The sequence below is a fragment of the Lysinibacillus pakistanensis genome, assembly GCF_030123245.1.
Classification (GTDB): Bacteria; Bacillota; Bacilli; order Bacillales_A; family Planococcaceae; genus Lysinibacillus; species Lysinibacillus pakistanensis.
The window spans coordinates 4,693,664-4,720,471 of record NZ_CP126101.1 but is presented as its reverse complement, the minus strand read 5'-3'; the positions used below and the strand labels follow the sequence as shown (position 1 = coordinate 4,720,471).

Sequence of the window (26,808 nt, the reverse complement as noted above, 5' to 3'; positions counted from 1 at the left end):
CAGTTTTGAAGGTTCATTCTTCCGAATGAAATACTTCAAAACTTGTTCTTTGAAAACTGGATAAAACGACATTGAAATTGTAACAAACACATTTATTTTTTAAGTTTTTTTATAGGCTTAATAACATTAAAAAGGTTTCGATAGTTTTTATCGGAAGCTGCAGGTTAAGTTATTAAGGGCGCACGGCGAATGCCTTGGCACTAGGAGCCGAAGAAGGACGGCACTAACACCGATATGCTTCGGGGAGCTGTAAGTGAGCTTTGATCCGGAGATTTCCGAATGGGGGAACCCACTACGTTTAATCGCGTAGTATCTTGACGTGAATACATAGCGTCTTGAAGGCAGACCCAGGGAACTGAAACATCTAAGTACCTGGAGGAAGAGAAAGAAAAATCGATTCCCTGAGTAGCGGCGAGCGAAACGGGAAGAGCCCAAACCAAGAGGCTTGCCTCTTGGGGTTGTAGGACACTCTATACGGAGTTACAAAAGAGCGAGTTAGATGAAGCGACTTGGAAAGGTCCGCCAGAGCAGGTAAAAGCCCTGTAGTCGAAAGTTCGTTCTCTCCAGAGTGGATCCTGAGTACGGCGGAACACGTGAAATTCCGTCGGAATCCGGGAGGACCATCTCCCAAGGCTAAATACTACCTAGTGACCGATAGTGAACCAGTACCGTGAGGGAAAGGTGAAAAGCACCCCGGGAGGGGAGTGAAAGAGATCCTGAAACCGTGTGCCTACAAGTAGTTAGAGCCCGTTAATGGGTGATAGCGTGCCTTTTGTAGAATGAACCGGCGAGTTACGATTACGTGCGAGGTTAAGCTTTAGAAGGCGGAGCCGCAGCGAAAGCGAGTCTGAATAGGGCGAAATAGTACGTGGTCGTAGACCCGAAACCAGGTGATCTACCCATGTCCAGGGTGAAGGTAAGGTAACACTTACTGGAGGCCCGAACCCACGCACGTTGAAAAGTGCGGGGATGAGGTGTGGGTAGCGGAGAAATTCCAATCGAACTTGGAGATAGCTGGTTCTCTCCGAAATAGCTTTAGGGCTAGCCTCGTGATGAGAATACTGGAGGTAGAGCACTGTTTGGACTAGGGGGCCATCCCGGTTTACCGAATTCAGACAAACTCCGAATGCCAGATATTTATACACGGGAGTCAGACTGCGAGTGATAAGATCCGTAGTCAAAAGGGAAACAGCCCAGACCACCAGCTAAGGTCCCAAAGTAATCGTTAAGTGGAAAAGGATGTGGCGTTGCACAGACAACCAGGATGTTGGCTTAGAAGCAGCCATCATTTAAAGAGTGCGTAATAGCTCACTGGTCGAGTGACGCTGCGCCGAAAATGTATCGGGGCTAAACGATTCACCGAAGCTGTGGATTGACATCTACGATGTCAGTGGTAGGAGAGCGTTCTAAGTGCGTTGAAGTCAGACCGGAAGGACTGGTGGAGCGCTTAGAAGTGAGAATGCCGGTATGAGTAGCGAAAGACGGGTGAGAATCCCGTCCACCGTATGACTAAGGTTTCCTGAGGAAGGCTCGTCCGCTCAGGGTTAGTCGGGACCTAAGCCGAGGCCGATAGGCGTAGGCGATGGACAACAGGTTGATATTCCTGTACCACCTCCTCACCGTTTGAGAAATGGGGGGACGCAGTAGGATAGGGTAAGCGCGCCGTTGGTTGTGCGCGTCCAAGCAGTAAGGCGTGTGTGTAGGCAAATCCGCACACTGTAACGTTGAGCTGTGATGGCGAGTCCGTATGGACGAAGTTCCTGATTTCACACTGCCAAGAAAAGCCTCTATCGAGGTGAGAGGTGCCCGTACCGCAAACCGACACAGGTAGTCGAGGAGAGAATCCTAAGGTGTGCGAGAGAACTCTCGTTAAGGAACTCGGCAAAATGACCCCGTAACTTCGGGAGAAGGGGTGCTCTTGAGCGTGCAAGCGCATGAGAGCCGCAGTGAATAGGCCCAGGCGACTGTTTAGCAAAAACACAGGTCTCTGCAAAACCGTAAGGTGACGTATAGGGGCTGACGCCTGCCCGGTGCTGGAAGGTTAAGAGGAGTGGTTAGCGCAAGCGAAGCTGCGAATTGAAGCCCCAGTAAACGGCGGCCGTAACTATAACGGTCCTAAGGTAGCGAAATTCCTTGTCGGGTAAGTTCCGACCCGCACGAAAGGCGTAACGATCTGGGCACTGTCTCAACGAGAGACTCGGTGAAATTATAGTACCTGTGAAGATGCAGGTTACCCGCGACAGGACGGAAAGACCCCGTGGAGCTTTACTGTAGCCTGATATTGAATTTTGGTACAACTTGTACAGGATAGGTAGGAGCCAGAGATCTCGGAGCGCCAGCTTCGAAGGAGGCGTCGGTGGGATACTACCCTGGTTGTATTGAAATTCTAACCCATGCCCCTTAGCGGGGCAGGAGACAGTGTCAGGCGGACAGTTTGACTGGGGCGGTCGCCTCCTAAAAGGTAACGGAGGCGCCCAAAGGTTCCCTCAGAATGGTTGGAAATCATTCGTAGAGTGTAAAGGCACAAGGGAGCTTGACTGCGAGACCTACAAGTCGAGCAGGGTCGAAAGACGGGCTTAGTGATCCGGTGGTTCCGCATGGAAGGGCCATCGCTCAACGGATAAAAGCTACCCCGGGGATAACAGGCTTATCTCCCCCAAGAGTCCACATCGACGGGGAGGTTTGGCACCTCGATGTCGGCTCATCGCATCCTGGGGCTGTAGTCGGTCCCAAGGGTTGGGCTGTTCGCCCATTAAAGCGGTACGCGAGCTGGGTTCAGAACGTCGTGAGACAGTTCGGTCCCTATCCGTCGTGGGCGTAGGAAATTTGAGAGGAGCTGTCCTTAGTACGAGAGGACCGGGATGGACACACCGCTGGTGTACCAGTTGTCTTGCCAAAGGCATCGCTGGGTAGCTATGTGTGGACGGGATAAGTGCTGAAAGCATCTAAGCATGAAGCCCCCCTCAAGATGAGATTTCCCATTACGCAAGTAAGTAAGATCCCTCAAAGACGATGAGGTAGATAGGTTCGAGGTGGAAGTGTGGTGACACATGGAGCTGACGAATACTAATCGATCGAGGACTTAACCAATATGTTTGAAGCATTCAATGCGCCGTTTATCCAGTTTTGAAAGAATAACATCTTTCAACTAAATACAAGGTCTAGTGATGATGGCAAAGAGGTCACACCCGTTCCCATACCGAACACGGAAGTTAAGCTCTTTAGCGCCGATGGTAGTTGGGGGCTTCCCCCTGTGAGAGTAGGACGTCGCTAGGCATTTAAAAAGCCAAGGATTAATTCCTTGGCTTTTTTATTATGGTTGCAGGATGATAATAACGTGTTTAAAAAAATTTCGAGCGAGAGTTATACTGGTGATGATGGAGTTGATCTTTCATAGCTTATAAAAGGATATTCTCATTTATAGTTCTGTCTTACTCATAATAGATATGGATAATTTTATTAATATTAATTTTTATATTAGAAATACTTTGAGTAAAATTGGCTTCTTCTGTGCATTTAAATTTAAGAGCAGTTTAATAAAGAATTGTTTCTTTTAGAGATTTAAATGGTTTAATGGACGTACTTTCTGGCTTTAATTTTTCGACCAGAAAAAATATAAAACAATGGAAAATATTTTAAGTGATGATGATAAGCTGATTTTAAACTTGCAACCAGTTATTATTTCGTAATCTATTACAACTAAAGTGATAAAAAAGATTGCATGTATAGTTTCTCTATGATATATTTATTAATGTCTTAGAAAGGTCCCGTGGTGTAGCGGTTAACATGCCTGCCTGTCACGCAGGAGATCGCCGGTTCGATCCCGGTCGGGACCGCCATTTTAAATGTTAAATTTGCAGTTCTTATGATTTTATTAATCATAAGAGCTTTTTTTATTTGAGTATTAAATGTCGATATGAAATTTATGGTAAATATAGCCCGTTATTTACCATAGAACAAATAAAAAACTTTAATTCATGAACATAAATGCGTCTTCCATAAAGGAGACGTGTTTTTAACTTCTTTCAGCAAATGTTTTTTGTATCGAAAGCATTGCGGACAGAAATCTTCCACCTCTATAAGTGGTGAGATGAATGACAATTTAAGTTACTATTCAGTGAATGTCCATACACCCGCTGAAATAGAGGGACTCAGTCTAAGAACCCCACGTCCCGTGGCGAAGCGACGGCAATACGGTTTTATCTGTGCGAAAGCGAACAACAACATGGTTTTAACTGTGCGAAAGCGAAGCGACAGCAACAACAACAACATACGACTGAGTGACCAACATCATGTTGCTGCGTTAACACTACGCTTTCGCTCGAAAAAACATCTGTTGGCCTAAAGCCTCCAGCGGATGTCACGGAATTGAAAAGGAATTAGTAAAGGATGTTGCCTAAAATCATCGGTTCCATGCGATAACGGCTAACTGACCTGCATCAATCAGGCCTAAGTACAAAGCCGATTGGATGCAATTATGCTAAGGTATAATGGATCTTTCTATATGTACTTAAATTAATTTTTTAAGAAACATTGGATGCTTTGAACATTTACGCTTGTTTCGGTAAACTAGAGATAATGTAGCTTGGAAAGGAAAAAGACATGATGTATGAAATAATAATGAACTCACTGGATGATACTGAAAGCTTTGCATTGAAACTTGCCAACTTACTAGAAGCCCGGGATACGATAACGTTGGAGGGGGATTTGGGTGCCGGGAAGACGACATTTACAAAAGCCTTAGCGAAAGGGCTAGGTGTAAAGAGAACGGTAAATAGCCCAACATTTACGATTGTGAAGCAATATGAAGGACGTTTACCATTCAATCATTTAGATGTTTATCGATTAGCTGAAAGTGACGAAGATCTTGGATGGGATGAGCTATTTTACGGAGATGCTGTATCAGTTGTAGAGTGGGCACATCTAATTGAACAAGATTTACCGCAGGAGCGTTTAGGAATAGAGATTTACCGAATCGGGGAAAATCAACGACGATTTGTGTTAACACCTCATGGAAAGCGATATGAGGCATTATGTGAGGAGCTAATAAAATGATTTGGTTAGGGATTGAAACAGCGAATGCACCGCTGTCTATTGCTGTTGTAAGGGATGGGCAAGTGATTGCAGAGATTGTACAAAATATAAAATTAACACATTCAGCAGGAGCGATGCCTGCTATTGAGGATGTACTTGCACGTGCCAACATAAAGCCAAGCGAGTTAGATGCAATTGCGGTATCAGAGGGGCCAGGTTCCTATACAGGAGTACGAATTGGTGTAACACTGGCTAAAACACTAGCATGGACACTGCAAAAGCCTCTAATTGGGATATCAAGCTTGAAAGCATTAGCTGCAAATGCTGCTTTATATGAAGGATTTATCTGCCCAATTTTTGATGCGCGAAGAAATAATGTATATACGGCTGTTTATAGGGGTTCAGAATTAGACACTATTTTTGATGATTATCATGATCATATTGATGGTTTATTAGCACGTTTAAAAACTCTGGAGGAACCTATTTTATTTGTTGGAGCCGATGTTGCTGTTTTTTGGTCTAGGATTGTAGAAGTACTAGGTGATGATGCCCGTCGTGCACCTTTTAGTTATGATTTGCCTCGAGCAAGTCAAACAATTCGATTAGCATCAACCTTAGAGCTACCTTGTGTGGAGGCAGTTCATCACTTTATCCCACAATACAAACGTATTGCAGAGGCAGAGGCGAACTGGCTAAAGGAGCAGAAGGAGAAAAGGGATGAGTAGTAATATAACGTATCGTAAAATGGTTATTGACGATGTTCCGGCTGTATATGCAATCGAGCTTGCTACATTCCCAACGCCATGGACGCTAGATTCTTTTTACTATGAAGTACATGAAAATCAATACGCACATTATGTTTTAGCTATAGATGAAGAAGATCACATAATTGGTTTTTGCGGTATGTGGATGGTAGTAGACGCTGCGCAAATTACGAATGTTGCTGTTATAGAGTCAGCTCGTGGTCGTGGGATTGGTGAAGGATTAATGCGAGAGGCTATGCGAATTGCGCAACAGAATGAGATGGAAATCATGAGCTTAGAGGTGAGAGTAACGAATACTGTTGCTCAAAATCTTTATCGAAAGTTAGATTTCCAAGATGGTGGCTTACGAAAAGGCTATTATACAGATAATGGGGAGGATGCCCTTGTTATGTGGGTGAATTTATAATGGATAATCAAATAATATTAGCAATAGAGTCGAGCTGTGATGAAACAGCAGCAGCAATTATTCGAAATGGCTGTGAGATCGTTTCGAATGTTGTTGCATCTCAAATAGAAAGTCATAAACGATTTGGTGGGGTTGTACCTGAAATTGCGTCCCGCCATCATGTTGAACAAATTACGGTTGTCATTGAAGAAGCCCTAGCACAAGCAAATATGAATCCAAGTGATTTAGATGCAGTTGCTGTAACAGAGGGACCAGGTCTAGTAGGTGCATTGTTAATAGGAATTAATGCTGCAAAGGCCTTTGCCTTCGCTAACAATTTACCGATTATTGGTGTTCATCATATAGCAGGTCATATTTATGCAAATGCACTTGTCCAACCAATGGAATTCCCACTTTTGGCACTCGTTGTATCGGGAGGCCATACGGAGCTTGTGTATATGAAAGAACACGGCTCTTTTGATGTCATAGGTGAAACGCGAGACGATGCAGCAGGGGAAGCTTACGATAAGGTTGCACGTGTTCTAAACTTGCCATATCCTGGAGGGCCACATATTGACAAGCTTGCACAGGAGGATTGTGAGGCAGTATCCTTTCCAAGAGTTTGGCTAGAAGAAGATTCGTATGATTTTAGCTTTAGTGGTTTGAAATCGGCAGTAATTAATTACAAACATAATATGGATCAACGCGGTGAAAAAATATCTCCTACTGCTGTTGCTAAAGGCTTTCAGGAGAGTGTGGTTGAGGTATTAACAGCAAAAACACTACGTGCCGCACGTGAATATAAAGTGAAACAGGTCATTGCGGCAGGAGGTGTGGCAGCTAATAAGGGCTTGCGTACATCGCTTGAGAAGGTTTTTGCTGAAGAGGGCATTCCATTTTTTGTTCCTCCATTAAAGCTCTGTACAGATAATGCTGCGATGATAGGGGCAGCAGCAACACCAATGTTTGAAGCAGGTATACGGGGAGATTTAACGATGAATGGACGCCCTGGAATGGAGCTGAAATCCTGGGTGTAAATAGAAGAAAGAGGTGTCATAGTTTAAATTCTATGATACCTCTTTTTGATATGCGAAAAAAATGTAGAAATATTACATGATGAGCATTGATGAATTGACAAATTTTTCAGATAATTATCCACAGATTGTGTGGAAATAGAAACAACGAACATCCGTACTTATGCACAAAATGTTGATAACCTGTGCATAACTTGTGGTTATTCTATATATAGTAGCATGTTTTTCACATAAAACTGTGAGTAAAATAATTTGAATCTGTGGATAATGTGGAAAAGTCTGTTGATATGTTGGTATTACTAGATTCTTTGTGTGCATAAAGCTGTGGGCAGTTTTTGTCGAAAAATAGCACTTGACCAATATATATGAAATATAAGCGTAGGTAAAGAAAAAAGAAAAAAGAAAAAACAAAAAAGAAAAAAGCCATGTGTCAGGCACACGGCTTTACATCTAACTAGACAATGATATTTTCAAGTTCTTCATTAAGTTCGAGCCATTCTAACTCAAAAAGCTCATGTTGTTCTTTAGCAGTGGATAATTCCTCTTGAAGCTGTAAGATTTTCTCATGGTTTGTGAAAATTTCTGGATCACAAAGTTCAGCTTCTAAATGGGTTATTTCTGCAATTACCTTTTGCATTTTATCTTCCAGTTCTTCAATCGTACGCCTTATTTGACGTTCTCGTTTTTTTGCCTCTTTATCAATTTTAGAGGTTGAGACTTTTTCTGTTACATCTGTTTGACCCTGAGATGGAGTAGCTACCTTCATTTGTGCGAGTTCTAATAGTTCCTGTTTCTTTTCTAGATAGTAATCATAGTCACCTAAGTACTCGAAGGAACCATCACCAGATAGCTCAACTACTTTCGTAGCAATTCGATTAATAAAATATCTGTCATGTGATACAAATAATAATGTTCCAGGATAATCAATCAACGCATTTTCTAAGACCTCTTTGCTATCTAAGTCTAGATGGTTAGTAGGTTCATCTAAAATTAAGAAATTTGCCTTTTGCATCATTAATTTAGCAAGAGCAAGCCTAGCCTTTTCACCGCCAGATAAAGAGGACACAGCTTTATCTACATCCTCACCACTAAATAGGAAGCGGCCTAGAACAGTCCGAATATCCTTTTCATTCATTAATGGCCATTCGTCCCAAAGCTCTTTTAAAACACTTTTATTGCTTGTGAGCTTTGCCTGCTCCTGATCATAGTAACCAATTTGAACATTTGTTCCATAACGAATTTCTCCAGAGAGTGGAGATAAATCTTTTACAATGGTTTTTAATAGAGTGGATTTACCTACGCCGTTTGGCCCAACAAGCGCAATTCTATCTTCTCTATAGGTACGCAAATGAATGCCACTTGATATTTTTTTGGCATTATAACCTATTGTTAAATCATCCACAGATAATACATCATTTCCACTTTGACGATCGATTGTGAAACCAAAGCTTGCCGATTTTTCATCGCCATCAGGAGATTCCATCCATTCTGTTCGTTCTAACATCTTACGACGACTTTGTGCCATCTTTGTCGTAGAAGCACGCGCAATATTTTTTTGAATAAATTCTTCAAGCTTGGCTTTTTCATCCTGTTGGCGTTCGAACATTTTCATGTCTCGCTCATAATTTTTTGCTTTTTCATCCAAATAAGCACTATAATTGCCTGTATATTTTGTTACACGATGACGTGAAACTTCATAGACAATCGATACAACTTGATCTAAGAAATAGCGATCGTGGGAAACAATAAGAATCGCGCCTTCATAGCCTTTTAAATAAGATTCCAGCCAGGATAACGTTTCGATATCTAAATGGTTTGTAGGCTCATCTAGTATTAAAAGATCTGGTTTACTTAAGAGAAGCTTAGCAAGTGCTAAACGAGTTCGTTGTCCTCCTGATAATGAGCGAATGGATTTTTCGTAATCCTCAGGATAAAACTGCATGCCATGAAGCACTGAACGGATATCAGATTCATATTGATAGCCACCTGCATCCTTAAAATTATGCTGTAATTGATCGTACTCAGACATTATTTTGGCATATAAAATAGTATCTTCATAAACTGCTGGATCAGCCATTTTTTGTTCTAGTGAGCGAAGGGTCTTTTCTTGTGCTAAAAGCGGTTCAAAAATGGTTAGCATTTCATCCCAAATCGACAAGGTTGAGTTTAATCCAGCGTGCTGCTCTAAATAGCCGATTTGTATGCCCTTAGGAATAATAATATCGCCCGCATCATATGACATTTGACCAGCAATTATTTTTAGTAGAGTAGACTTACCTGCGCCATTTCGTCCCACTAATGCAACGCGATCACGATGTTGAACTTCTAACTTAACGCCACTTAATATTTCATCTGCAAGGAAGGATTTATATAGTTGATTGACCTGTAAAACAATCATTCTTGACACCTCAATTCTTCCTTAGTGTAATGGATGAACGATGTGCTTGCAATGTCGATGCTTTACTTATTCCGAGCAGTCATGTAAGATTGAAACGATTTCCCTTTAGTTAGTAGCGTAAATGGCGCCATTAACTAAAGGGAAATTCTCCAATTAGAAATAATAAACTTTGTAAGTAGTTCAATAAGCATGTATTATTTAAAATATGTTTAGGCGAATTTTGATACATACGAGGAGGAAAAAGTTTGAAACAAGAACTAAAAATTCCACAAGCCACTACTAAAAGACTTCCTCTTTACTATCGATTTATCCAAAACTTTGCGCACGAAGGCATGGAACGAATTTCATCGAAGGAGCTAAGTGAGGCGATGAAAATAGATTCAGCAACCATTCGCCGTGACTTTTCTTATTTTGGTGCGCTTGGGAAAAAAGGATATGGCTATGATGTTCAACATTTATTAAAATTTTTTAGTCAGACGCTAGATCAACATGAAACGACAAAAGTAGCGTTAATCGGTGTAGGGAATTTAGGTAGTGCTCTATTAAAATATAATTTTCAAAAGAACCATAATACACATATCGTTGTAGCATTCGATTCTAAAGCTCCAAAGGATGGCAAAATGATTAGTAATATCCCCGTTTTTCACCCTGATCTATTGGAGGAAAAATATGCAGAATATGGCGCAGAGCTAGCCATTTTAACAGTTTCACCACGCTCAGCACAAAAGATGGCTGATCGTCTAGCAGCCATGAATGCTAAGGGAATCTTAAATTTTACCCCAGAGCGCATTACTGTCCCAGATAAAATGCAACTCTTAACAATAGATTTGTCTGTCGAATTACAGGCACTTATTTATTTAATTCGTAATCAGGAAGAGTGAAATTCCAAGTATAGTTCACAGTTTCTGTCAAATAGAAATATGAAATAAAATAAGAAGTAATCTATAAGAGTGACGAAAAACTTTCACATATAATTAGTTAGCAAAATGGCGAATTATGCGTTAAAATGATGGATATAAAGAGGAGGTGGCTGAAATGGGTCCAATAGGTCCAATGAGCCTCATTATTATCGGAGTTGTCGCGTTACTAATTTTTGGCCCTAAGAAATTACCAGAGCTTGGTAAGGCATTCGGTTCAACACTACGTGAATTCAAAAATGCTACTAAAGGTTTAGCGGACGATGAAGATGATGATAAGAAAAAGAAAGAACTAGATAAGTAAGTTAGGATGTTGAGGAATGAATCCAAAAGATCTAACTGTTATTGAACATATAGAAGAATTAAGAAAGCGGCTTTTCATTGTTGCCGTTTTCTTTGTTCTTGCTATGATTGCTGGCTTTTTTGTTGCAAAGCCAATTGTTAAATATCTTCAAATTACTGGGGAATCCTATAATATAGAACTCCATTCATTTGATGTAGTGACACCACTTTCAATTTATATCCAAGTTATTTTTTTAATATCATTTATTGTTTCATCGCCGATATTGATGTACCAATTGTGGGCATTTATAAGTCCAGGACTAAGGGACATAGAACGAAAAGCAACCTTAAAGTATATTCCGTATTCGTTTTTATTGTTTTTAGCAGGGTTGTCCTTTTCTTTCTTTTACTTCTTTCCTTATGTCCTAAAATTTATGATGAGTTTATCGAATGAATTAGAGGTACTGCCGACAATTGGCATAAAGGAGTATTTTTCATTTTTATTTAGACTTACAATACCATTTGGTTTCCTTTTCCAATTACCGGTAGTAGTCCTATTCTTTTCACGTATCGGAATGCTATCACCTGAAATACTAGTTCGTTTTAGAAAGTATTCCTATTTTGGTTTGTTTGTATGTGCTGCCATAATCGCTCCACCTGAGCTGGCTTCACATTTAATGGTTTCAGTACCTTTGTTTGTTCTTTATGAAATTAGTATTATGATTTCGCGTATTGGCTATAAAAAATATTTGAAATCAGAGGAAATGCGATTGAAAGAGGAGCAGGAAGCTGAGCAAAAGCGGCAGATTGAAGAGGCACTTGAGTTACAACGGAAACAAATTGAAGAATTAAATAATCAATAATCAATTTTTAGAATTGAAGTGACACCCAAAAGTTAGTGTCAAAAATCTAACTTTTGGGTATTTTATATGTCAAAGTATAGCAGTATATTTTAATTTATAAGAATATTTAAGACATCATTTCTTATTGGGAATTAGCCAAGAAGTATAGTAATCCTAGTGATTACGTAGAAGAATCAGGGTTCTTACCTCGAAAAGCAGAATCAACGTTGACATTAGAACTCTAAGAAGAATGATTCCGATTATTATCGTGTACTTCAAATTGTAGCTAATCCAAAAGCAACAAATAAATAAAGGAATTTTGACTTCGTGATACCAAAGAAATACACTTTATCATGGCGTTATCTTCACAGTTCACTTAATGAGACATACCTTGTTTGATTCATTTTGATTCAAGTATTCATAAGATACTTCTCTATTTAATAATAACAACCTTAATACCCGAATGCATCAGTATCCAGTAATCCTCAGGTAAATGTTCTATAGGCTTTTTATAACTATCTGAAACCAGTGAATAGGTAGAGAGCCAATTGTATACGTAATAAATTTCACAGTTAAATAAATCTTCTTACCAAACAATCTTAACTCCGTAATATCCCTACCATTTCTCATTAGGCGTTTCCGCTATATATTATGACTCACTTTTGCCCTTGAAATGTTGGTTTATCGCGAATACAACAATAGCTATAACATCCGTATAAATAGCTTGAATTTCAGCCTTTAAATCTACATGTAGGAACTTGACGCTTCATATTTTTATTAAATCGTAATGCGTGCTACTGAGTAGAATTTGTGCACCGAAATACTCGATTTCCATATGTCAACGTTTGACTAGCTTTAATTGCTTCAGGAATAGCCTGCTACTCTTGCTAGTAAGGTTGTTTGTGTAAATCTTTTTTCATGGATGTGCGCCCATCTTGGCATCGTAACCCAGTGGTTTTCAATCATAAAATTTAGTACTCTAATTTAAACTGTGATGTGTAATTTGGATATGTTTATATTGTTTATCCGGTTTAACAGTAAATTGTCGATTTGTTCCCATTGATAAACAATATCAAGGTAATAATACTTATTTACTATTAAGCAATTAGTTGCTTCTAGTTTTTCTTTTATTCTAAATTTATTCATAAAAAAACTACACCTCCAATTGGGATGCAGTTCAAATACTAAATAGATTTTCTTGAAATTATTGTCTTATAGTGCTGGAGTTTTTACAATAAAGGAAAATAGTTCAAATTTCCTTGGAAGTATATGAATTTTTATACTATCTTGGATATACCCAACCCTCATAAATACCAACTTTAATGAATTTTCCTGTGAAAACGTCATATGAATCTTCAACAGCTACTAAATTTAGTACACCAGCCCAATCGCCGTTAATATAAATTACTTGTTTTTCGACAGTTGAGAATTGTGAGTAAGGTTTTCTAATTCCTGAAACCCATCTTTCATGTACAGCATAAGGAGTTATTTCTCCAGAGTTTTGTAAAATCTTACTATTACTTTCAGTTCTTACATTATTAATACCATTATTCTCTATTTCTTCTGCTGAAGAAATTAGTGCTCCTGATAGAGTTACTGATAATCCTAGTAAAACACCACTAATCATTTTTTTCGGTTGCATATTTAATTCCTCCTTTAATCCTTTTAAAGCGCTATATAAAAGTTATCTACACTCAAGTTAAATCAAGTCTATCACTTTCATTATGGCTAATCAATACTAATTTACAGTAAATTTGGATTTTTGTGAATATTTACTATTTTATCTATGTATAAACTATATAGAATTATTGGACTTGTATAAATTTTGTTTCCCAAAATAAAAAAATAGCAACAGAGAACGAATAGTTTTCTGTTGCTACATGTTGTTGAAATACTATTATGTCAATGAAATCAAGGTGACAAATTAAAAGTATAGTCCTTTTTCAAAACGAGGGGTTGATCTCCGTTCCGACTGAGTGCTTTCCTGGGGGCGTCCGATGGAGCCGCTTCACTCGCGCTGCTCGCTCCAGGGTCTCATCTGTGACGCTGAATCCCCGAGGAGTCACTCAGTCTACACTCCAATCAACCACTGCTCATAGTATTTTCTTCTGGCATTTCACACAAATTAATAGTGATAAATTTGAAGTCTTAGCCATCACTATATTGTGCAAAAATGGAGCTTTGATAACATTTTTCTATGTGAATGCAGAGCGACAGTAATAAGTGGCTTTTTATGTAAAATGAAAAAGTAGTTTTATGCATAGAATGTAGGTTAACAGCTATAGAATTGTACCACTATTCTATCCATTTAATGATGGTGAGTAACATGTTTTTATTTTACTTTTGAGGGAAGAAAATATTTAAAGTTCTACACTATTGCTGATTGGAGTGCAAGGCTACTCGACTCCCGTGGGATAGCGAGACAGATGAGACCCTGCACGGAGCGTCAGCGCAGGAAGCGGCTCGTCGCTCGCCCACAGGAAGCTTTGCTCTGTGCGAAAGCGAAGCGTCAGCAACAAAGCGAGTAGCCTGGAACGGAAATCATCTTCATTTTGACTAAATATTCACAAAGGTATCCTTGACCATTTAGTTTTTCAACACTATGAAAATAGTATGCTAATAATCAGCATACTACTTTCATTCTGTTGAAAAACAAAATCGTCTATAGACAAAATGTGAACATTCCAATAAAATCCTCTCATTAATGAAATAAGTGAAGTGAGGGGATTTTTTATGTACGTTACATACTCCAGAAGAGAGATTGAAGAGAATCGAAAGTTCTACGAGATGATGTACGACCCCTCGCATCAGTTAGTGAAGATGGATCAAGTGATGGACTGGAATTTTGTATCGAAACAATTGGAAGTTTTTTATCCATACAGTATTGGTCGCCCAACAAAAGATCCGATCATGTTGGTGAAAATCTTATTGATTCAGTATTTAGAAGGCTTTCGTTCAGTTCGTTTTACGTGTAAGCAAGTGAAGCAACACGCAACGTATCGCTGGTTTTTAGGCATTTCTCCTACAGAAAAAATTCCAGATCACTCAACCATCTCTAAGTTTCTTTCGCAACGTCTGCAGGGTGTGGCGTTTTGGGAGGAACTTTTTCAACATTGTCTTCTTTCCATTCACGATGAAGGATTTATTGCGAACGAAACATGGGTGGCAGATGAAACGGAATTAAAAGCGAATGCCAATAAACGGGTGCGTAACGTACAGATTGAAGAGAAAATCATAGAAGAAAAAGAGGATGATTTAACGCTTATTAATGAACACCGTGCGCGTCATGGGAAGAAACTTCTTATGACAAAAGAGCCAAAGGTAGAAGAAAAGCGAACAAATAGTAGCCCTGTGGATCCGGAAGCACGTTTGTCTGTTAAACATGATGAACGTGGGCGCTTTGCGTATTTTGAGCACCGTATTGTGGATTCGTTACATAACTTTATCATTGCGACAGATGTCACAGCTGCGAATGTACCAGGGCATCGTAAATTAGTAGGACAAGTGGATCAATTAAAGCAATTATTTGGGCAATACGCGAAGGAAATAGCGCTCGACTCAGGTTACTACAATGCCCCTCTTGCCCGAAGATTGTTTGAAAGGAAATTCTTCGTTTATATGTCTTATCGACGATTCGCAACGAAGGACCACCCGAATTGTCGCCGTTATCAGTTTAAACAGGTGAATGAGGATCTCTATGCCTGTCCATGTGGTGTACCATTTTATTATAAAACAACGAATCGACAGGGCTATCACGAATTCAAACCACCAAAAGGAAGTTGTCAATTCTGCCCTTTTGTAAAAAGGGAAAACGAAGACCGTGTGTTACGAATTTCGATTCACCAAGAAATTTATAATCAATTACGAGGGCAACGCTTGTCGTATCGGGGGAAAATCCTTCGTTCTGTACGTCCAGCCACTGTCGAACTTAGCTTCGCACATAGTAAAGAACTCCACGGTTTACGCTATGCGCGTTACCGTGGAGTCCAAAAAGTAAAAAGACAAGTTTTGATGACAGCCATCATACAAAACTTGAAAAAGTGGACCAAACTCCGCTCACTCAAGCAAATTGGTCTACACCTAACACATGAAATTATAGAAGAATCTGTTTAAAAAAACAAATAGAATCATAAAAATGCCATAAAAAATTTGTGGCATTTTCATTGACATAATCTTATTTCAACACTATGTAGCAACAGAGAACGAATAGTTTTCTGTTGCTATTTTTATTTGGGATCAATCCTATTGTCCTTTTTTTGATAAAGGAAGCCTTTTATGCCGAAATCAATCGTGATGTAACTAAGTTATCAATAATCGGCAGTTATACAATACTCAACTAAGTCTATTTTTGTGTATTACCTTTTGAACTTTATAAATATTTATTGCATTTTTTGTAGTTCATCAAGCAACTTTTGTAACTGTTCTGCATACACTTGTACAAGTGTCACAAAACCATTCAGCATGACATGGGCGATAATGGACGTCCAAATGCGTTTTGTCTTGTGGTATAAGAAGGCAAAAATTAATCCACAAATTGTATAAAGCAAGATATGTGAGAAGTCCCTATGAATAAGAGCAAAGAAAATGGCACTTACTATTGCTGCTATCCAGAAATTCGTTGTTTGGACAAGCGATCCAAAAATAACACGGCGGAAGATGAACTCTTCTAATATAGGTCCAAATACGACAATCGCTAATATTGCAATGGGAGCACCTTTAGCAATAGCTACAATATCAGCCGTGTTTTGCGAACCACCTTGGATACCAAATACAGCCATTTCGATAGCTACACCAATCATTTGGCCGATGAAAACTAAGAAAAAACCAATAATTCCCCACATAATTGATAGCGGTATAGTTTCTTTCTTTCCCTGATAAATATCCCAAAACGTTTTATCGCGGGATGTTAGGAATAAGCTAAGGATTAATGCAATGGCAAAGCTTAGTGCAATATACCAGCCTTGTGTAAGTGGAGCGGCTTGTGCACTAGCTAAACCAGTAGTACTCATAACAAGCTTGTGAAACGGTTCTATCAGCCATTTGCCTGATATTTGCATGAGAATATAAATCAATAAAACATATAGGGCTGTTTTTTTATGTTTATTTACTTTTTGAGAATTAGTCACAGTCAAAATCCTTTCCATTCATTATGCTACTTTTCTATTGTAGAGGAATTTGGAAAGAAAACAAAATTTTTCGAAGTTCTGACTTGCAAAAAAAAGTGTGATTGATTATCATAATAATTGTGTTAGCACTCAACTGGATAGAGTGCTAATAAACTCTCAACAAACATTTAATTAATAGGAGGTTGTTTCACTTGTTAAGACCACTAGGAGATCGTATTGTAATTGAATTAATCGAGGTAGAAGAAAAATCTGCATTCGGTATTGTACTGCCAGACTCTGCAAAAGAAAAGCCACAAGAGGGTAAAGTTGTAGCAGTTGGGACAGGTCGTGTGTTAGAAAACGGACAACGTGTAGAGCTTGACGTTAAAGTTGACGACCGCATTATTTTCTCAAAATACGCTGGTACAGAGGTTAAGTATGAGGGTAATGAATACCTAATCTTACGCGAAAGCGATATTCTTGCAATTATTGAATAATTCAATGCTTTAATAAAGCAATGCCTATAATGATTGTCACATATGACAATAACAGTATGGTGAAATTGATATAAATATATTGATGAAGCTTAACGAATATTCCATTTCAGGAGGGTAAATTCAAATGGCAAAAGATATTAAATTCTCAGAAGAAGCTCGTTCATTAATGTTACAAGGTGTAGATAAATTAGCAAACGCAGTTAAAATTACATTAGGGCCAAAAGGGCGCAATGTCGTTTTAGAAAAAAAATTCGGTTCACCGCTTATTACTAATGACGGTGTAACAATTGCAAAAGAAATTGAACTAGAAAACCCATACGAAAACATGGGTGCAAAATTAGTAGCAGAAGTTGCTTCTAAAACAAATGAAATCGCAGGTGATGGTACAACTACTGCGACAGTTTTGGCACAAGCAATTATTCGTGAAGGCTTGAAAAACGTGACGGCTGGTGCAAACCCTGTTGGTATTCGTAAAGGGATTGATAAAGCAGTTGCTGCTGCACTGACAGAATTACATGCAATTTCTCGTCCAGTAAGCCATAAAGATGAAATTGCACAGGTTGCTGCCATCTCTGCTGCTGATGATGAAGTTGGACAACTTATTGCTGAAGCAATGGAGCGTGTTGGTAACGATGGTGTTATCACAATTGAAGAATCTAAAGGCTTCACAACAGAGCTTGACGTAGTAGAAGGTATGCAGTTTGACCGTGGCTACGCTTCACACTATATGGTAACTGATACAGATAAAATGGAAGCGGTTCTTGATAATCCATACATTTTAATTACAGATAAAAAAATTACTAACATTCAAGAAGTATTACCATTATTAGAACAAGTGGTACAACAAGGCCGTCCACTTTTAATCATTGCTGAAGATGTTGAAGGGGAAGCTCTTGCAACACTTGTAGTAAACAAACTTCGCGGAACATTCAATGCTGTAGCGGTTAAAGCACCAGGATTTGGTGACCGTCGTAAAGCAATGCTTGAAGATATCGCCATTTTAACAGGTGGTCAAGTCATTACAGAAGAATTAGGCTTAGACCTTAAAACAGCTGATATTACATCACTTGGTCGCGCTGCGAAAGTGGTTGTAACAAAAGACAATACAACAATCGTAGAAGGTGTTGGCGGTGCAGATGCAATTGAAGGCCGCATTGGTCAAATCCGTGCTCAGCTTGCTGAAACAACTTCAGAGTTCGATAAAGAAAAATTACAAGAACGCCTTGCAAAATTAGCAGGTGGTGTAGCAGTCATCAAAGTTGGTGCTGCAACAGAAACTGAGTTAAAAGAACGTAAACTTCGTATTGAAGATGCACTTAACTCAACTCGTGCAGCTGTTGAAGAAGGTATCGTATCAGGTGGTGGTACTGCACTTCTTAACGTGTATGCTGCTGTTGAAAAAGTTGCAGAGGCAGAAGAGGGCGATGTAGCAACAGGTGTGAAAATTGTTCTACGTGCCTTAGAAGAGCCAGTTCGCCAAATCGCGAACAACGCTGGTCTTGAAGGCTCAATCATCGTGGACCGCCTAAAACGTGAAGAAATCGGTGTAGGCTTCAACGCAGCAACAGGTGAATGGGTGAATATGATTGAAGCGGGCGTAGTAGACCCAGCGAAAGTAACGCGCTCAGCTCTACAAAACGCAGCATCTGTAGCAGCACTATTCTTAACAACAGAAGCAGTTGTAGCAGATATTCCAGAACCAGCAGCTCCAGGAATGCCTGATATGGGCGGTATGGGTATGCCTGGCATGATGTAATCACTCGCTTTAGCCCTTAATATAAAGGGTAAATAAAAGGCGAAATGCTAACATTTTGATAATATAATGGATTTTAATAGAGGCTTCTCATTAGTTGTGTAAACTTTTGAGAAGCCTTTTTTTCATTTCTTCATCTTTTAGAGAGTAATTAAGAGTTTATGATTCCTCTTAGTTACTAACTGGCAAAATATCTAAATTTGTAGTTCATTTGATATGGTTTTTACCGAATATTAAATTAAGCAGCTCTTTTAATATTGAAAGGAGGAAAATAGATGCGCATTGAATATAACCAATATCATCAGCCAGTCACTGATCATAAACTAACGAAGTCAGCAACACAAGTAACTGAAGAGGAAAAACAATTGATGCAGAAGCAAAAGAGGGAGCAAGAACTAGAAAGGCAAAAAAAGATAGCAGAGCAACTAAAGAGAGAAACTGAGGCTGCTAAGGAGCGAGTGAAGGCAGAGGAAGACGCATTAAAAATTTATACAACATGTTTAGAAATTGCAAGACGTATTTCCTCTGGAGATAAAGTTCCAACGAAGGATCATCAATTTTTGGTCAAGCATGACCCAGCATTATATGGGAAAGCCCTGACTATGCGTATACCCAAAGAGGATCCAAAGGAGTACAAACAATTGTCTGAGGATGAGGAGAGTCAAAATAAGCAACAGTCAGGTATATCTGAAGAAATAAGCGAACCAACAAGTCAGGATAATTCTAGCTCAACGGTAGATATAAAAATTTAAAAATCAACGGTCTGCTTTCAAATTTATAATTTGAGAACAGGCTTTTTTTTGTACTGATTGAACATGGAGAAAGCTATTAAATTAATTTTCCTGTTGTTTTTCAATAGATTATCACTTACAATACATATTGAAAATGATAATCGTTATCATTAAGGGAAAATGTTATAGATAGAGGTGATATCTTGGATAAACAGGATGCTAAGAGAATAGGCATAGGTAACATGTATTATGTCATGATCTTACTTATCATTGGAGCAATTTTATTATCTGCTGTGTTATCCGTATCAATAGGGCAGGTTAGTATTCCGTTCAAGCAATCTATGGATATTCTTTTACATACGATTACCAATGGAAAGTTAGGGTCACTTGATCATATTCAAAATCAATCGTATTTAAATATTATTTTGCAGGTAAGAATGCCTCGTGTGGTTTTTGCCTTATTGATTGGTATTGGACTTGCCTTATGTGGGGTGGTCATGCAGGCGATTGTTCAAAATCCGCTTGCTGATCCATATATTTTGGGCATTTCTTCAGGTGCAACATTGGGTGCAACCTTCGCTATTCTAATTGGCTTTGGTGGTAGTGCGTTCTTAGCTCAGTTTGGTGTAGCTTTTGGCGCTTTTGCAGGTGCAATGTTGACATCGATGGCCGTTCTTCTTTTATCAAGTATTGGTGGTAAAGCAACCTCCATTAAACTCGTGTTATCAGGGGTTGTGATAGGTGCGCTATGTAGTTCGTTCTCAAGCCTTATGATATTTTTTGCTAAAAATACGGATGCCATTAAAGCTGTTACATTTTGGTCAATGGGGAGTCTCGCCACTGCTAGCTGGGACAAGACACCAATCTTAACAGTTGTCGTTGTGATAGGTGCTGCGTTATTTCTTTTCCAACACCGTATATTAAATACAATGCTATTAGGTGATGAATCAGCTATTACATTAGGAATCAATTTAAGTATTTATCGAAAGTTATATATGATTCTTACTTCTTTAATAGCAGGAACTATGGTTGCCTATGCGGGAATGATTGGCTTTGTTGGTTTAATTATTCCTCATATTACAAGGGGTATTTTTGGTGCAGATCATAAACGCTTAATGTTGGGGACGTTACTGTTAGGAGGATTATTTATGATCTGGGCAGATATCTTATCTAGAACTTTAATCCAAAATGTTGAATTACCTATAGGAATCATTACCTCTGTCATTGGATCACCATTATTTATCTACATGATTGTAAAAAAAGGTTACAACTTCGGAGGGTAGAACAATGGAATTAATTGCTAAGGAAATGGAAGTCAAGATAGGCAAAAAAGAAATTGTTAAAAACGTTTCTATTCATGTAAAAAAGCAACAATTTGTGGGCTTAATCGGACCAAATGGATGCGGAAAGTCAACTTTACTGAAAAGTATCTATAAAAGCATTTCACCACAAAAGGGAATGGTCTTTTTAGACGATTTAGATGTTTTAAAAAGTCCAGAGAAAAAGATTTCTCAGCACTTAGGTGTAGTAGGGCAATTTAATGAAATGCATTTTGATTTAACTGTGCATCAGATGGTGCTATTAGGCAGAACTCCGCATAAGAAAATGTTAGAGTCAGACACGAAGCATGATTATGGAATTGTTGAGGAAGCGCTGAAACGTACAAATTTGCAAGATTATAAGGATCGCAGTTATCTATCGTTATCAGGTGGGGAAAAGCAAAGGGTTATTTTAGCAAGAACGATTGCACAGCAACCTAAATTTATGATATTGGATGAACCGACCAATCATTTAGATATCCGCTATCAAATTGAAATTTTATCCTGTGTGAAGGAATTAAATATAGGCGTTCTTGCAGCTCTTCATGATTTAGAGATGGCAGCACATTATTGTGACTATCTTTACGCAGTGAAAGATGGTGAAATTTATGCGCATGGCACACCAGAGGAAGTTTTAACACCTGATACAATAGAAGCTTTATATCAAATAAAGTGCCAAACATTTACTAATCCAGTGACGAATGGATTAAGCTTTGCATATGGATTTTAGGAGGGTTATAAATGAAGAAGAGATTATTAGTAGGAATGAGCTTAGCAGCTATGTTACTGTTAACAGCTTGCGGTGGCACAGCAAAAAATACATCTGAGGAATCAGAAGCGAATGAACATTATCCACTAACCATAGAAAACTATACAAAGGCTGAAGGTGGATCAACTTGGGAAAAGAAAGAACAAAAATTCGATAAAGCACCTGAAAGAATTATGGCTAACACACGCCCAGCAGCAGAACTATTATTACACTTAGGCCTAGGGGACAAAATTGTTGGAGTTGGTGCAAACTTTGGTGCACCTGATACATCTGTAGAGAAAGAATATGAAAAGTTAAATATTTTAAGCGATGGATATGTTGGCAAAGAGGTTACATTAGGAACTGATCCAGATTTAGTTTTTGGACGGGGTGGATTATTTGATAATGCTGAATGGGGTGTAGGTACTGTAGATTCTCTTAATGATATGGGCGTTAAAACATATGTTTTAGAATCTTCTATAACAGGAGGAACCTATGAATCCATCTACAAAGATATAGAGAATGTTGGGGAAATTTTTAATGTTCAAGACAAAGCAGCTAGCTTTATTAAGGAATTAAAAGATAGACAAAAGACTATCTCTACTAAATTAGAGAGCATTAAAGATCACAAAACATTTGCTTATTTGCATACGAATGATCCAAAAGATCTTTTCGTATGGTCAGCACATGGTGAATCATTCTTTAACGATGCTTTTAATATGATTAAACTAGATAATATCTTTAAGGATGAAACAGGTGATATTAGCATCGAGACTTTAATTGCTACAAATCCAGATGTTTTAATTCTACCAAACTGGGATGGATCAGATCTTACAAAAGTGCGGGAAGAAATTTATGCCAATCCTAAACTTTCAAGCATGAAGGCTATTCAAAATAAACAAATTTATATTGTAGATTATAATTACATGTTCGGTTATGGCTATAATACAATTGACGGTATGGAAGCTTTAGCAAAAGAAATGTATCCAGTTTTATTTAAATAAGTGAATGGTAAGAAGGTTAATCCCCAATTTTTAAAGGAATAGCACGCTAGAAATTTTCTAGTGGCTATTCCTATTTTTAATGAATCAGTAATTGGTTTCTATTCAATATTATGATTGATAAATATGTAAGCATACTATCCCAACAAATAGAAACGGGATGCTGCTTATCAAGATAGATTAACCGAGTAGTAAGATTGTTATTTATAGTACTTGTATCTATCAAATTTGGCGAGGAATTCAAAAATAGACCTGTTTTAAAGATGGCTTCCTTTAATGTCCATAGCTCATAAAAGGCTTGTAATCGATTGGGATTGTCTTCTGAATTAACTATAGCTAATTCAGCCTGTGTCATTGCAGAAAATATGACCTCTTCACTCAAAGGTATTATTTCTTCTACATCAATTCCCACGCGCCCCTTTGTAGTTAGTGCCACAACTATCCACTTTCCCGAATGTGATAGATTTATATCGCCTTTCCAATTATCATTTATTATATATGGACGTCCGTTAGCATCTCTTTCCATTTGAATTCGGTAATTGCCGAGGACCTTTTGAAGCGCCCATTGAATAAGCGTGTTTCCTAATAAGGCTCTTTGCCTGTCCTGCCAATGCTTATATTGTAAAATTCTATGTTGCTCTGCCAGTGATAGCGGATGGAAAAGCGTATTCCATTCTGCTTGTACCAGTTGTTGACCAAGAGGTAACGCAAATAAGTATACTTTGTGAATCTTCATATGATTTTTATAGACTCTGGCTCAGGGAAGTACTCCATTTTTATGCCATAATGAACCATCTTGCGAATAAAGGCTGCATTGGGCACTGCACATGAAATCTCTGTATGTGCTAAAAATGCTTGTGTTTTATCGCAATTAAAGATAAATGGTGAATCACTTGCTCCATCACCTTCTAGCTGTGCAATGGCTAATGATAAAAACGCCTGTGCTTCCTCTGTATGCTCGTTATATAAAAGCCAATTCGTATATTCCTGAGCAGTCACAGTTTCAAGCTCATAGCCAAGATCCTTAATCACGTCAATAAAGTCTAGATAACGTAGCGGAGTTGGGTTACATAAATGGAATACATGTCCGTTTGAAGTAGGCTGACCTGCGAGAGCCACTAGCGCTTGGCTTGCATAATTAATTGGTGTAAAATCAACGTGCCAATGAGCAATAGGAGTCTTACCCAAATAAAGCATGGATTTAATCATACGATAAAAAGCATTGTCATCGATATTGCGTTGGAATTTACCAGTTTCAGAATGACAGGTTAAATTCCCAACACGATAGATGGATATAGGAATATCAAGCTTGCTGGCCTGACGTACGAGATTCTCAGCCTCTAGCTTACTCTGCGTATAAACATTGTTGAGCTGGTAGTCATAATTAAAATTACCTTGTGCTTCATTGGGTCCCCAATTATTTGCGGCAAGCTCCTCCGGAATCCCCATTGTTGAAACATAATGGAAATGAATACCTTTTTTACGTTTAGCTAGTTCCAGCAAATATTTAGTGCCCTCGACGTTAACATCTTTAAATTGTTCCGCTGCACCAAAATGTCTTACATCTGCTCCGCAATGAATAATTGCATCAATTTGATTAATAATGGCATTCTCATCTTTGTTAGATAAGCCCAGCCTTTGATGTCCTAAATCTCCTTGTATCACTGTCACTCGATCTTTCAAACGTGTAGTGATACCATCTCCGAAATAAAATTGCATAGTCTCATTAAGCTTTTCTTCAAGGGATATACGTGCATTAGGTCTAATGAGACAGTAAACCTGGACATTTGTTGTCATTAGCAGCTCGTATAATACATGACTTCCTAAAAAGCCAGTTGCGCCAGTTAGTAAAACAGTGTTCATCGGTAATGGTTTTACTAGTTTTGAAACTGGTAGGGAGTTCGGTTCCTTTAATTCCTTTAATAGGGCAGTAGAAGTCATCTTAGGATTTTCGTGATTCTCAGACTGATAGTTACGAATGTAATAATCAAGCTCTGCAATAGTTTGATATTGGAAGAAGTCCTGTATTTTTAAGAAGGGAATATGCCTCTTCACTTGTACAAGAATCTCTAAAACTTTCAACGAATGTCCACCGATGTGGAAAAAGTTATCATGAATGCCAACTTGTCTTACACCAAGAACGTACTCCCATGCCTTAGCTAGCAATTTCTGTCTATCATTTTCTGGGGCTACATATTTGCTATTTAGAGATGTAGTTTCTTCTATCTCCAGTAATTGCTTTCTGTCAATTTTACCTGTTGGAGACAGAGGCATTTCTGGTAATTCAAAGAATCGCTCAGGAACCATATATTCTGGTAAATTATTTGATAAATACTCTCTAATGGTCATTTGTTCTATTTGCATGCCGCCTGACACAGTATAATAGGCTAATAAACTATTATTTCCATCAGCCTTTTTCTTCGCTACAATGATTGCCTCTTGTATGCTAGGGAAATTACTTAATACAGCTTCAATTTCCCCAAGCTCAATACGAAATCCTCTAACTTTAATTTGGGAATCTTTCCGTCCAATAAATTCAATGACACCACTTGGCAATAAACGAACTAAATCGCCTGTTCGATACATCAATTCCTCGGTTTTGAATAGATGTGGAACAAAAACCTCGGCTGTTTTTTCAGGCTGGTGTAAATAACCTGCTGCTAAACCAATGCCTGCAATACATAATTCACCTGTGACATTGATTGGACAAAGCTGATGATTGCTATTAACAATATACATTTCATAGTTGGCAATCGGTCTGCCAATTGGCATACTCCCTTGATTGTCTGTTATCGTATCTTTTATCCTGAAGTAGGAGGATAGCACTGTGCATTCAGTTGGTCCATAAACATTAACAATTTCAGTATTTTTACCGAATTTCTCTTGCCATCTTTGTACAACAGCGGGCATTAGTGCTTCACCGCCGACTGATAAATATTTAAGAGTCGATAATTTTTCTTGATATTCTACAGGTAGATATGTGGCAAGCTGTGTAAAGAAAGCATTTGGTACTGTTGCGGTAGTAATCTTTTCCCGTGCAATCATATTAGCAAATGCTTCGATGGATAGACGTTCAATACTTGTGAGCATATGTAGTCTTGCACCTGAAAAAAAAGCCGTAAATGTTTCTGTGACTGAAGGGTCAAAACTGTAGGAGATAAACTGAGAATAGACGTCATCTTTAGTGGATTGGTAAATTCTCTGATTATCTGTTATTAAGTTAATAACAGCCTCATGTTTGAGCATGACACCTTTTGGTTTACCTGTGGATCCAGATGTATAAATAATATAGGCTAAATCGGATGGGTGTAGATCGCTGTGGATATTTTCTTTTGTAAAACTATCCTTCTGATTGACGGTCAACACCATCCGAGGTTGTTCATCATTATGTATAAGTTGTTTCAGTAAGTTTATATGTTCATCTTTCGTCAATACAAATGGGGCGCTAGTGTCGTTCAAAAGGTATTGGCAACGTTCTCGTGGATAGCTTGGATCAATGGGAACATAGGCACCACCTGCTTTTAGTACACCTAGAAGACTAATAATTGTTTCCTTACTACGCTCCATTATAATAGCTACAAAATCCCCCTTTTGCAGACCTTTGTCTACTAACATATGAGCAATTTGATTAGATTGTTCATTTAGTTGATGATAGGTCATCGTACCACATTCGAAGGATAGTGCAATTTTATCAGCAAACTGGTGTGCAACCTGATAAAAGACTTCAGGTACTGTGATTTGTGTATCGTAATAGGCTTTAGTTTGATTTAATGCTTGGTATGCTAGTAAATCCTGTTCATTTAACAGTTCTGTACACTGAGAGACGGGCAGTTGGTGCTCAAATAGTTGTGTTTGATGATGTGATAAATAAATATTAAAATCTCGTGTATTATTCAATCATAACAACTCCTATTATCCGAATATTAAAAATAGATTTTAGCGATTAACTCCCGCAGATTTTCATAAATCTGCGGGATATTGAGAACCTGCTTATAGAA

Annotated in this window: 19 protein-coding genes, 1 tRNA gene and 2 rRNA genes; 17 read left to right on the top strand and 5 right to left on the bottom strand. The window is 38.5% G+C overall.

All coding sequences use genetic code 11. The annotated features are described in order from the left end of the window. The first annotated feature begins 162 nt into the window (after window positions 1-162). The 7 genes from QNH24_RS23450 (at window position 163) to tsaD (ending at window position 7,220) form a co-directional block, all read left to right on the top strand. Window positions 163-3,090, top strand: a 23S ribosomal RNA gene (locus QNH24_RS23450). Window positions 3,091-3,160: 70 nt separating this feature from the next. Continuing rightward, window positions 3,161-3,276: ribosomal RNA gene (gene rrf / locus QNH24_RS23445) — 5S ribosomal RNA — on the top strand. 487 nt (window positions 3,277-3,763) lie between these two features. After that, window positions 3,764-3,839 (top strand) — tRNA-Asp (locus tag QNH24_RS23440). A 766-nt stretch (window positions 3,840-4,605) separates the two neighbouring features. Beyond that, complete coding sequence (tsaE, locus tag QNH24_RS23435) at window positions 4,606-5,055, top strand: tRNA (adenosine(37)-N6)-threonylcarbamoyltransferase complex ATPase subunit type 1 TsaE (RefSeq protein WP_283869788.1); 450 nt, start codon at window positions 4,606-4,608, stop codon at window positions 5,053-5,055. Beyond that, window positions 5,052-5,759: a tRNA (adenosine(37)-N6)-threonylcarbamoyltransferase complex dimerization subunit type 1 TsaB gene (gene tsaB, locus QNH24_RS23430; protein ID WP_283869786.1), complete on the top strand. Its 708-nt coding sequence runs from the start codon at window positions 5,052-5,054 to the stop codon at window positions 5,757-5,759. The genes tsaE and tsaB overlap by 4 nt, the downstream gene beginning before the upstream one ends. Further along, a complete protein-coding gene (gene rimI / locus QNH24_RS23425) occupies window positions 5,752-6,204 on the top strand; it encodes a ribosomal protein S18-alanine N-acetyltransferase (RefSeq protein ID WP_054771927.1) in 453 nt (150 codons plus the stop codon). Before tsaB ends, rimI begins: the two co-directional genes overlap by 8 nt. After that, window positions 6,204-7,220, top strand: a complete 1,017-nt coding sequence (gene tsaD / locus QNH24_RS23420) for a tRNA (adenosine(37)-N6)-threonylcarbamoyltransferase complex transferase subunit TsaD (RefSeq protein ID WP_283869785.1) — start codon at window positions 6,204-6,206, stop codon at window positions 7,218-7,220. The genes rimI and tsaD overlap by 1 nt, the downstream gene beginning before the upstream one ends. A 451-nt stretch (window positions 7,221-7,671) precedes the next feature. Here tsaD and QNH24_RS23415 read toward each other — a convergent pair whose 3' ends face one another. Next, the gene (locus QNH24_RS23415; RefSeq protein WP_283872927.1) at window positions 7,672-9,615 is read right to left on the bottom strand and encodes an ABC-F family ATP-binding cassette domain-containing protein; all 1,944 of its coding nucleotides are present in this window, start codon (window positions 9,613-9,615) and stop codon (window positions 7,672-7,674) included. A 245-nt stretch (window positions 9,616-9,860) separates the two neighbouring features. Here QNH24_RS23415 and QNH24_RS23410 point away from each other — a divergent pair, with 245 nt between their 5' ends. From QNH24_RS23410 to tatC, 3 genes are all read left to right on the top strand, one after another. Beyond that, on the top strand, window positions 9,861-10,496 hold the full coding sequence (locus tag QNH24_RS23410; RefSeq protein ID WP_283869784.1) for a redox-sensing transcriptional repressor Rex: 636 nt from the start codon (window positions 9,861-9,863) through the stop codon (window positions 10,494-10,496). Window positions 10,497-10,650: 154 nt separating this feature from the next. Then, window positions 10,651-10,836, top strand: coding sequence for a twin-arginine translocase TatA/TatE family subunit (locus QNH24_RS23405; RefSeq protein ID WP_283869783.1), 186 nt, complete (start codon window positions 10,651-10,653; stop codon window positions 10,834-10,836). 16 nt (window positions 10,837-10,852) lie between these two features. Next, window positions 10,853-11,677 (top strand): twin-arginine translocase subunit TatC, encoded by an 825-nt coding sequence (gene tatC / locus QNH24_RS23400; RefSeq protein ID WP_283869782.1) that lies wholly within the window; start codon window positions 10,853-10,855, stop codon window positions 11,675-11,677. A 1,261-nt stretch (window positions 11,678-12,938) separates the two neighbouring features. On the opposite strand, the gene QNH24_RS23395 is transcribed toward tatC, so the two are convergent. After that, the gene (locus QNH24_RS23395; protein ID WP_283869781.1) at window positions 12,939-13,298 is read right to left on the bottom strand and encodes a hypothetical protein; all 360 of its coding nucleotides are present in this window, start codon (window positions 13,296-13,298) and stop codon (window positions 12,939-12,941) included. 1,091 nt (window positions 13,299-14,389) lie between these two features. On the opposite strand from QNH24_RS23395, the gene QNH24_RS23390 reads away from it, so the two are divergent. After that, on the top strand, window positions 14,390-15,769 hold the full coding sequence (locus QNH24_RS23390; RefSeq protein ID WP_283869780.1) for an IS1182 family transposase: 1,380 nt from the start codon (window positions 14,390-14,392) through the stop codon (window positions 15,767-15,769). A 266-nt stretch (window positions 15,770-16,035) separates the two neighbouring features. Here the strand turns inward: QNH24_RS23390 and QNH24_RS23385 are convergent, their stop codons facing one another. Then, the gene (locus QNH24_RS23385; RefSeq protein ID WP_347342926.1) at window positions 16,036-16,782 is read right to left on the bottom strand and encodes a CPBP family intramembrane glutamic endopeptidase; all 747 of its coding nucleotides are present in this window, start codon (window positions 16,780-16,782) and stop codon (window positions 16,036-16,038) included. A 191-nt stretch (window positions 16,783-16,973) separates the two neighbouring features. On the opposite strand from QNH24_RS23385, the gene groES reads away from it, so the two are divergent. From groES to QNH24_RS23355, 6 genes are all read left to right on the top strand, one after another. Continuing rightward, window positions 16,974-17,258 (top strand): co-chaperone GroES, encoded by a 285-nt coding sequence (groES, locus tag QNH24_RS23380; protein WP_054771925.1) that lies wholly within the window; start codon window positions 16,974-16,976, stop codon window positions 17,256-17,258. A 124-nt stretch (window positions 17,259-17,382) separates the two neighbouring features. Continuing rightward, a complete protein-coding gene (groL, locus tag QNH24_RS23375; protein ID WP_283869778.1) occupies window positions 17,383-19,014 on the top strand; it encodes a chaperonin GroEL in 1,632 nt (543 codons plus the stop codon). Window positions 19,015-19,286: 272 nt separating this feature from the next. Then, window positions 19,287-19,763, top strand: coding sequence for a hypothetical protein (locus QNH24_RS23370; RefSeq protein ID WP_283869777.1), 477 nt, complete (start codon window positions 19,287-19,289; stop codon window positions 19,761-19,763). A gap of 182 nt (window positions 19,764-19,945) precedes the next feature. After that, window positions 19,946-21,025 carry a FecCD family ABC transporter permease gene (locus tag QNH24_RS23365; RefSeq protein WP_283869776.1) on the top strand — a complete coding sequence of 360 codons (1,080 nt, stop codon included), beginning with the start codon at window positions 19,946-19,948 and terminating at the stop codon, window positions 21,023-21,025. A gap of 4 nt (window positions 21,026-21,029) precedes the next feature. Next, window positions 21,030-21,791 carry an ABC transporter ATP-binding protein gene (locus tag QNH24_RS23360; protein WP_283869775.1) on the top strand — a complete coding sequence of 254 codons (762 nt, stop codon included), beginning with the start codon at window positions 21,030-21,032 and terminating at the stop codon, window positions 21,789-21,791. 11 nt (window positions 21,792-21,802) lie between these two features. Continuing rightward, window positions 21,803-22,813, top strand: coding sequence for an ABC transporter substrate-binding protein (locus QNH24_RS23355; RefSeq protein ID WP_283869774.1), 1,011 nt, complete (start codon window positions 21,803-21,805; stop codon window positions 22,811-22,813). Between the two features lie 76 nt (window positions 22,814-22,889). Here QNH24_RS23355 and QNH24_RS23350 read toward each other — a convergent pair whose 3' ends face one another. Together QNH24_RS23350 and QNH24_RS23345 are read right to left on the bottom strand one after the other, a co-directional pair. Further along, the gene (locus tag QNH24_RS23350; RefSeq protein WP_283869773.1) at window positions 22,890-23,546 is read right to left on the bottom strand and encodes a 4'-phosphopantetheinyl transferase family protein; all 657 of its coding nucleotides are present in this window, start codon (window positions 23,544-23,546) and stop codon (window positions 22,890-22,892) included. Further along, window positions 23,543-26,707, bottom strand: coding sequence for a non-ribosomal peptide synthetase family protein (locus tag QNH24_RS23345; RefSeq protein WP_283869772.1), 3,165 nt, complete (start codon window positions 26,705-26,707; stop codon window positions 23,543-23,545). Before QNH24_RS23345 ends, QNH24_RS23350 begins: the two co-directional genes overlap by 4 nt. Window positions 26,708-26,808: the final 101 nt, after the last annotated feature.

What these genes read in the sequence shown, in the direction of transcription:
- tsaE (WP_283869788.1), top strand. Translation starts at nt 4,606, where the DNA reads ATGTATGAAATAATAATGAACTCACTGGATGATACTGAAAGCTTTGCA.
- tsaB (WP_283869786.1), top strand. Translation starts at nt 5,052, where the DNA reads ATGATTTGGTTAGGGATTGAAACAGCGAATGCACCGCTGTCTATTGCT.
- rimI (WP_054771927.1), top strand. Translation starts at nt 5,752, where the DNA reads ATGAGTAGTAATATAACGTATCGTAAAATGGTTATTGACGATGTTCCG.
- tsaD (WP_283869785.1), top strand. Translation starts at nt 6,204, where the DNA reads ATGGATAATCAAATAATATTAGCAATAGAGTCGAGCTGTGATGAAACA.
- QNH24_RS23415 (WP_283872927.1), bottom strand. Translation starts at nt 9,615, where the DNA reads ATGATTGTTTTACAGGTCAATCAACTATATAAATCCTTCCTTGCAGAT.
- QNH24_RS23405 (WP_283869783.1), top strand. Translation starts at nt 10,651, where the DNA reads ATGGGTCCAATAGGTCCAATGAGCCTCATTATTATCGGAGTTGTCGCG.
- tatC (WP_283869782.1), top strand. Translation starts at nt 10,853, where the DNA reads ATGAATCCAAAAGATCTAACTGTTATTGAACATATAGAAGAATTAAGA.
- QNH24_RS23395 (WP_283869781.1), bottom strand. Translation starts at nt 13,298, where the DNA reads ATGCAACCGAAAAAAATGATTAGTGGTGTTTTACTAGGATTATCAGTA.
- QNH24_RS23390 (WP_283869780.1), top strand. Translation starts at nt 14,390, where the DNA reads ATGTACGTTACATACTCCAGAAGAGAGATTGAAGAGAATCGAAAGTTC.
- groL (WP_283869778.1), top strand. Translation starts at nt 17,383, where the DNA reads ATGGCAAAAGATATTAAATTCTCAGAAGAAGCTCGTTCATTAATGTTA.
- QNH24_RS23370 (WP_283869777.1), top strand. Translation starts at nt 19,287, where the DNA reads ATGCGCATTGAATATAACCAATATCATCAGCCAGTCACTGATCATAAA.
- QNH24_RS23360 (WP_283869775.1), top strand. Translation starts at nt 21,030, where the DNA reads ATGGAATTAATTGCTAAGGAAATGGAAGTCAAGATAGGCAAAAAAGAA.
- QNH24_RS23355 (WP_283869774.1), top strand. Translation starts at nt 21,803, where the DNA reads ATGAAGAAGAGATTATTAGTAGGAATGAGCTTAGCAGCTATGTTACTG.
- QNH24_RS23350 (WP_283869773.1), bottom strand. Translation starts at nt 23,546, where the DNA reads ATGAAGATTCACAAAGTATACTTATTTGCGTTACCTCTTGGTCAACAA.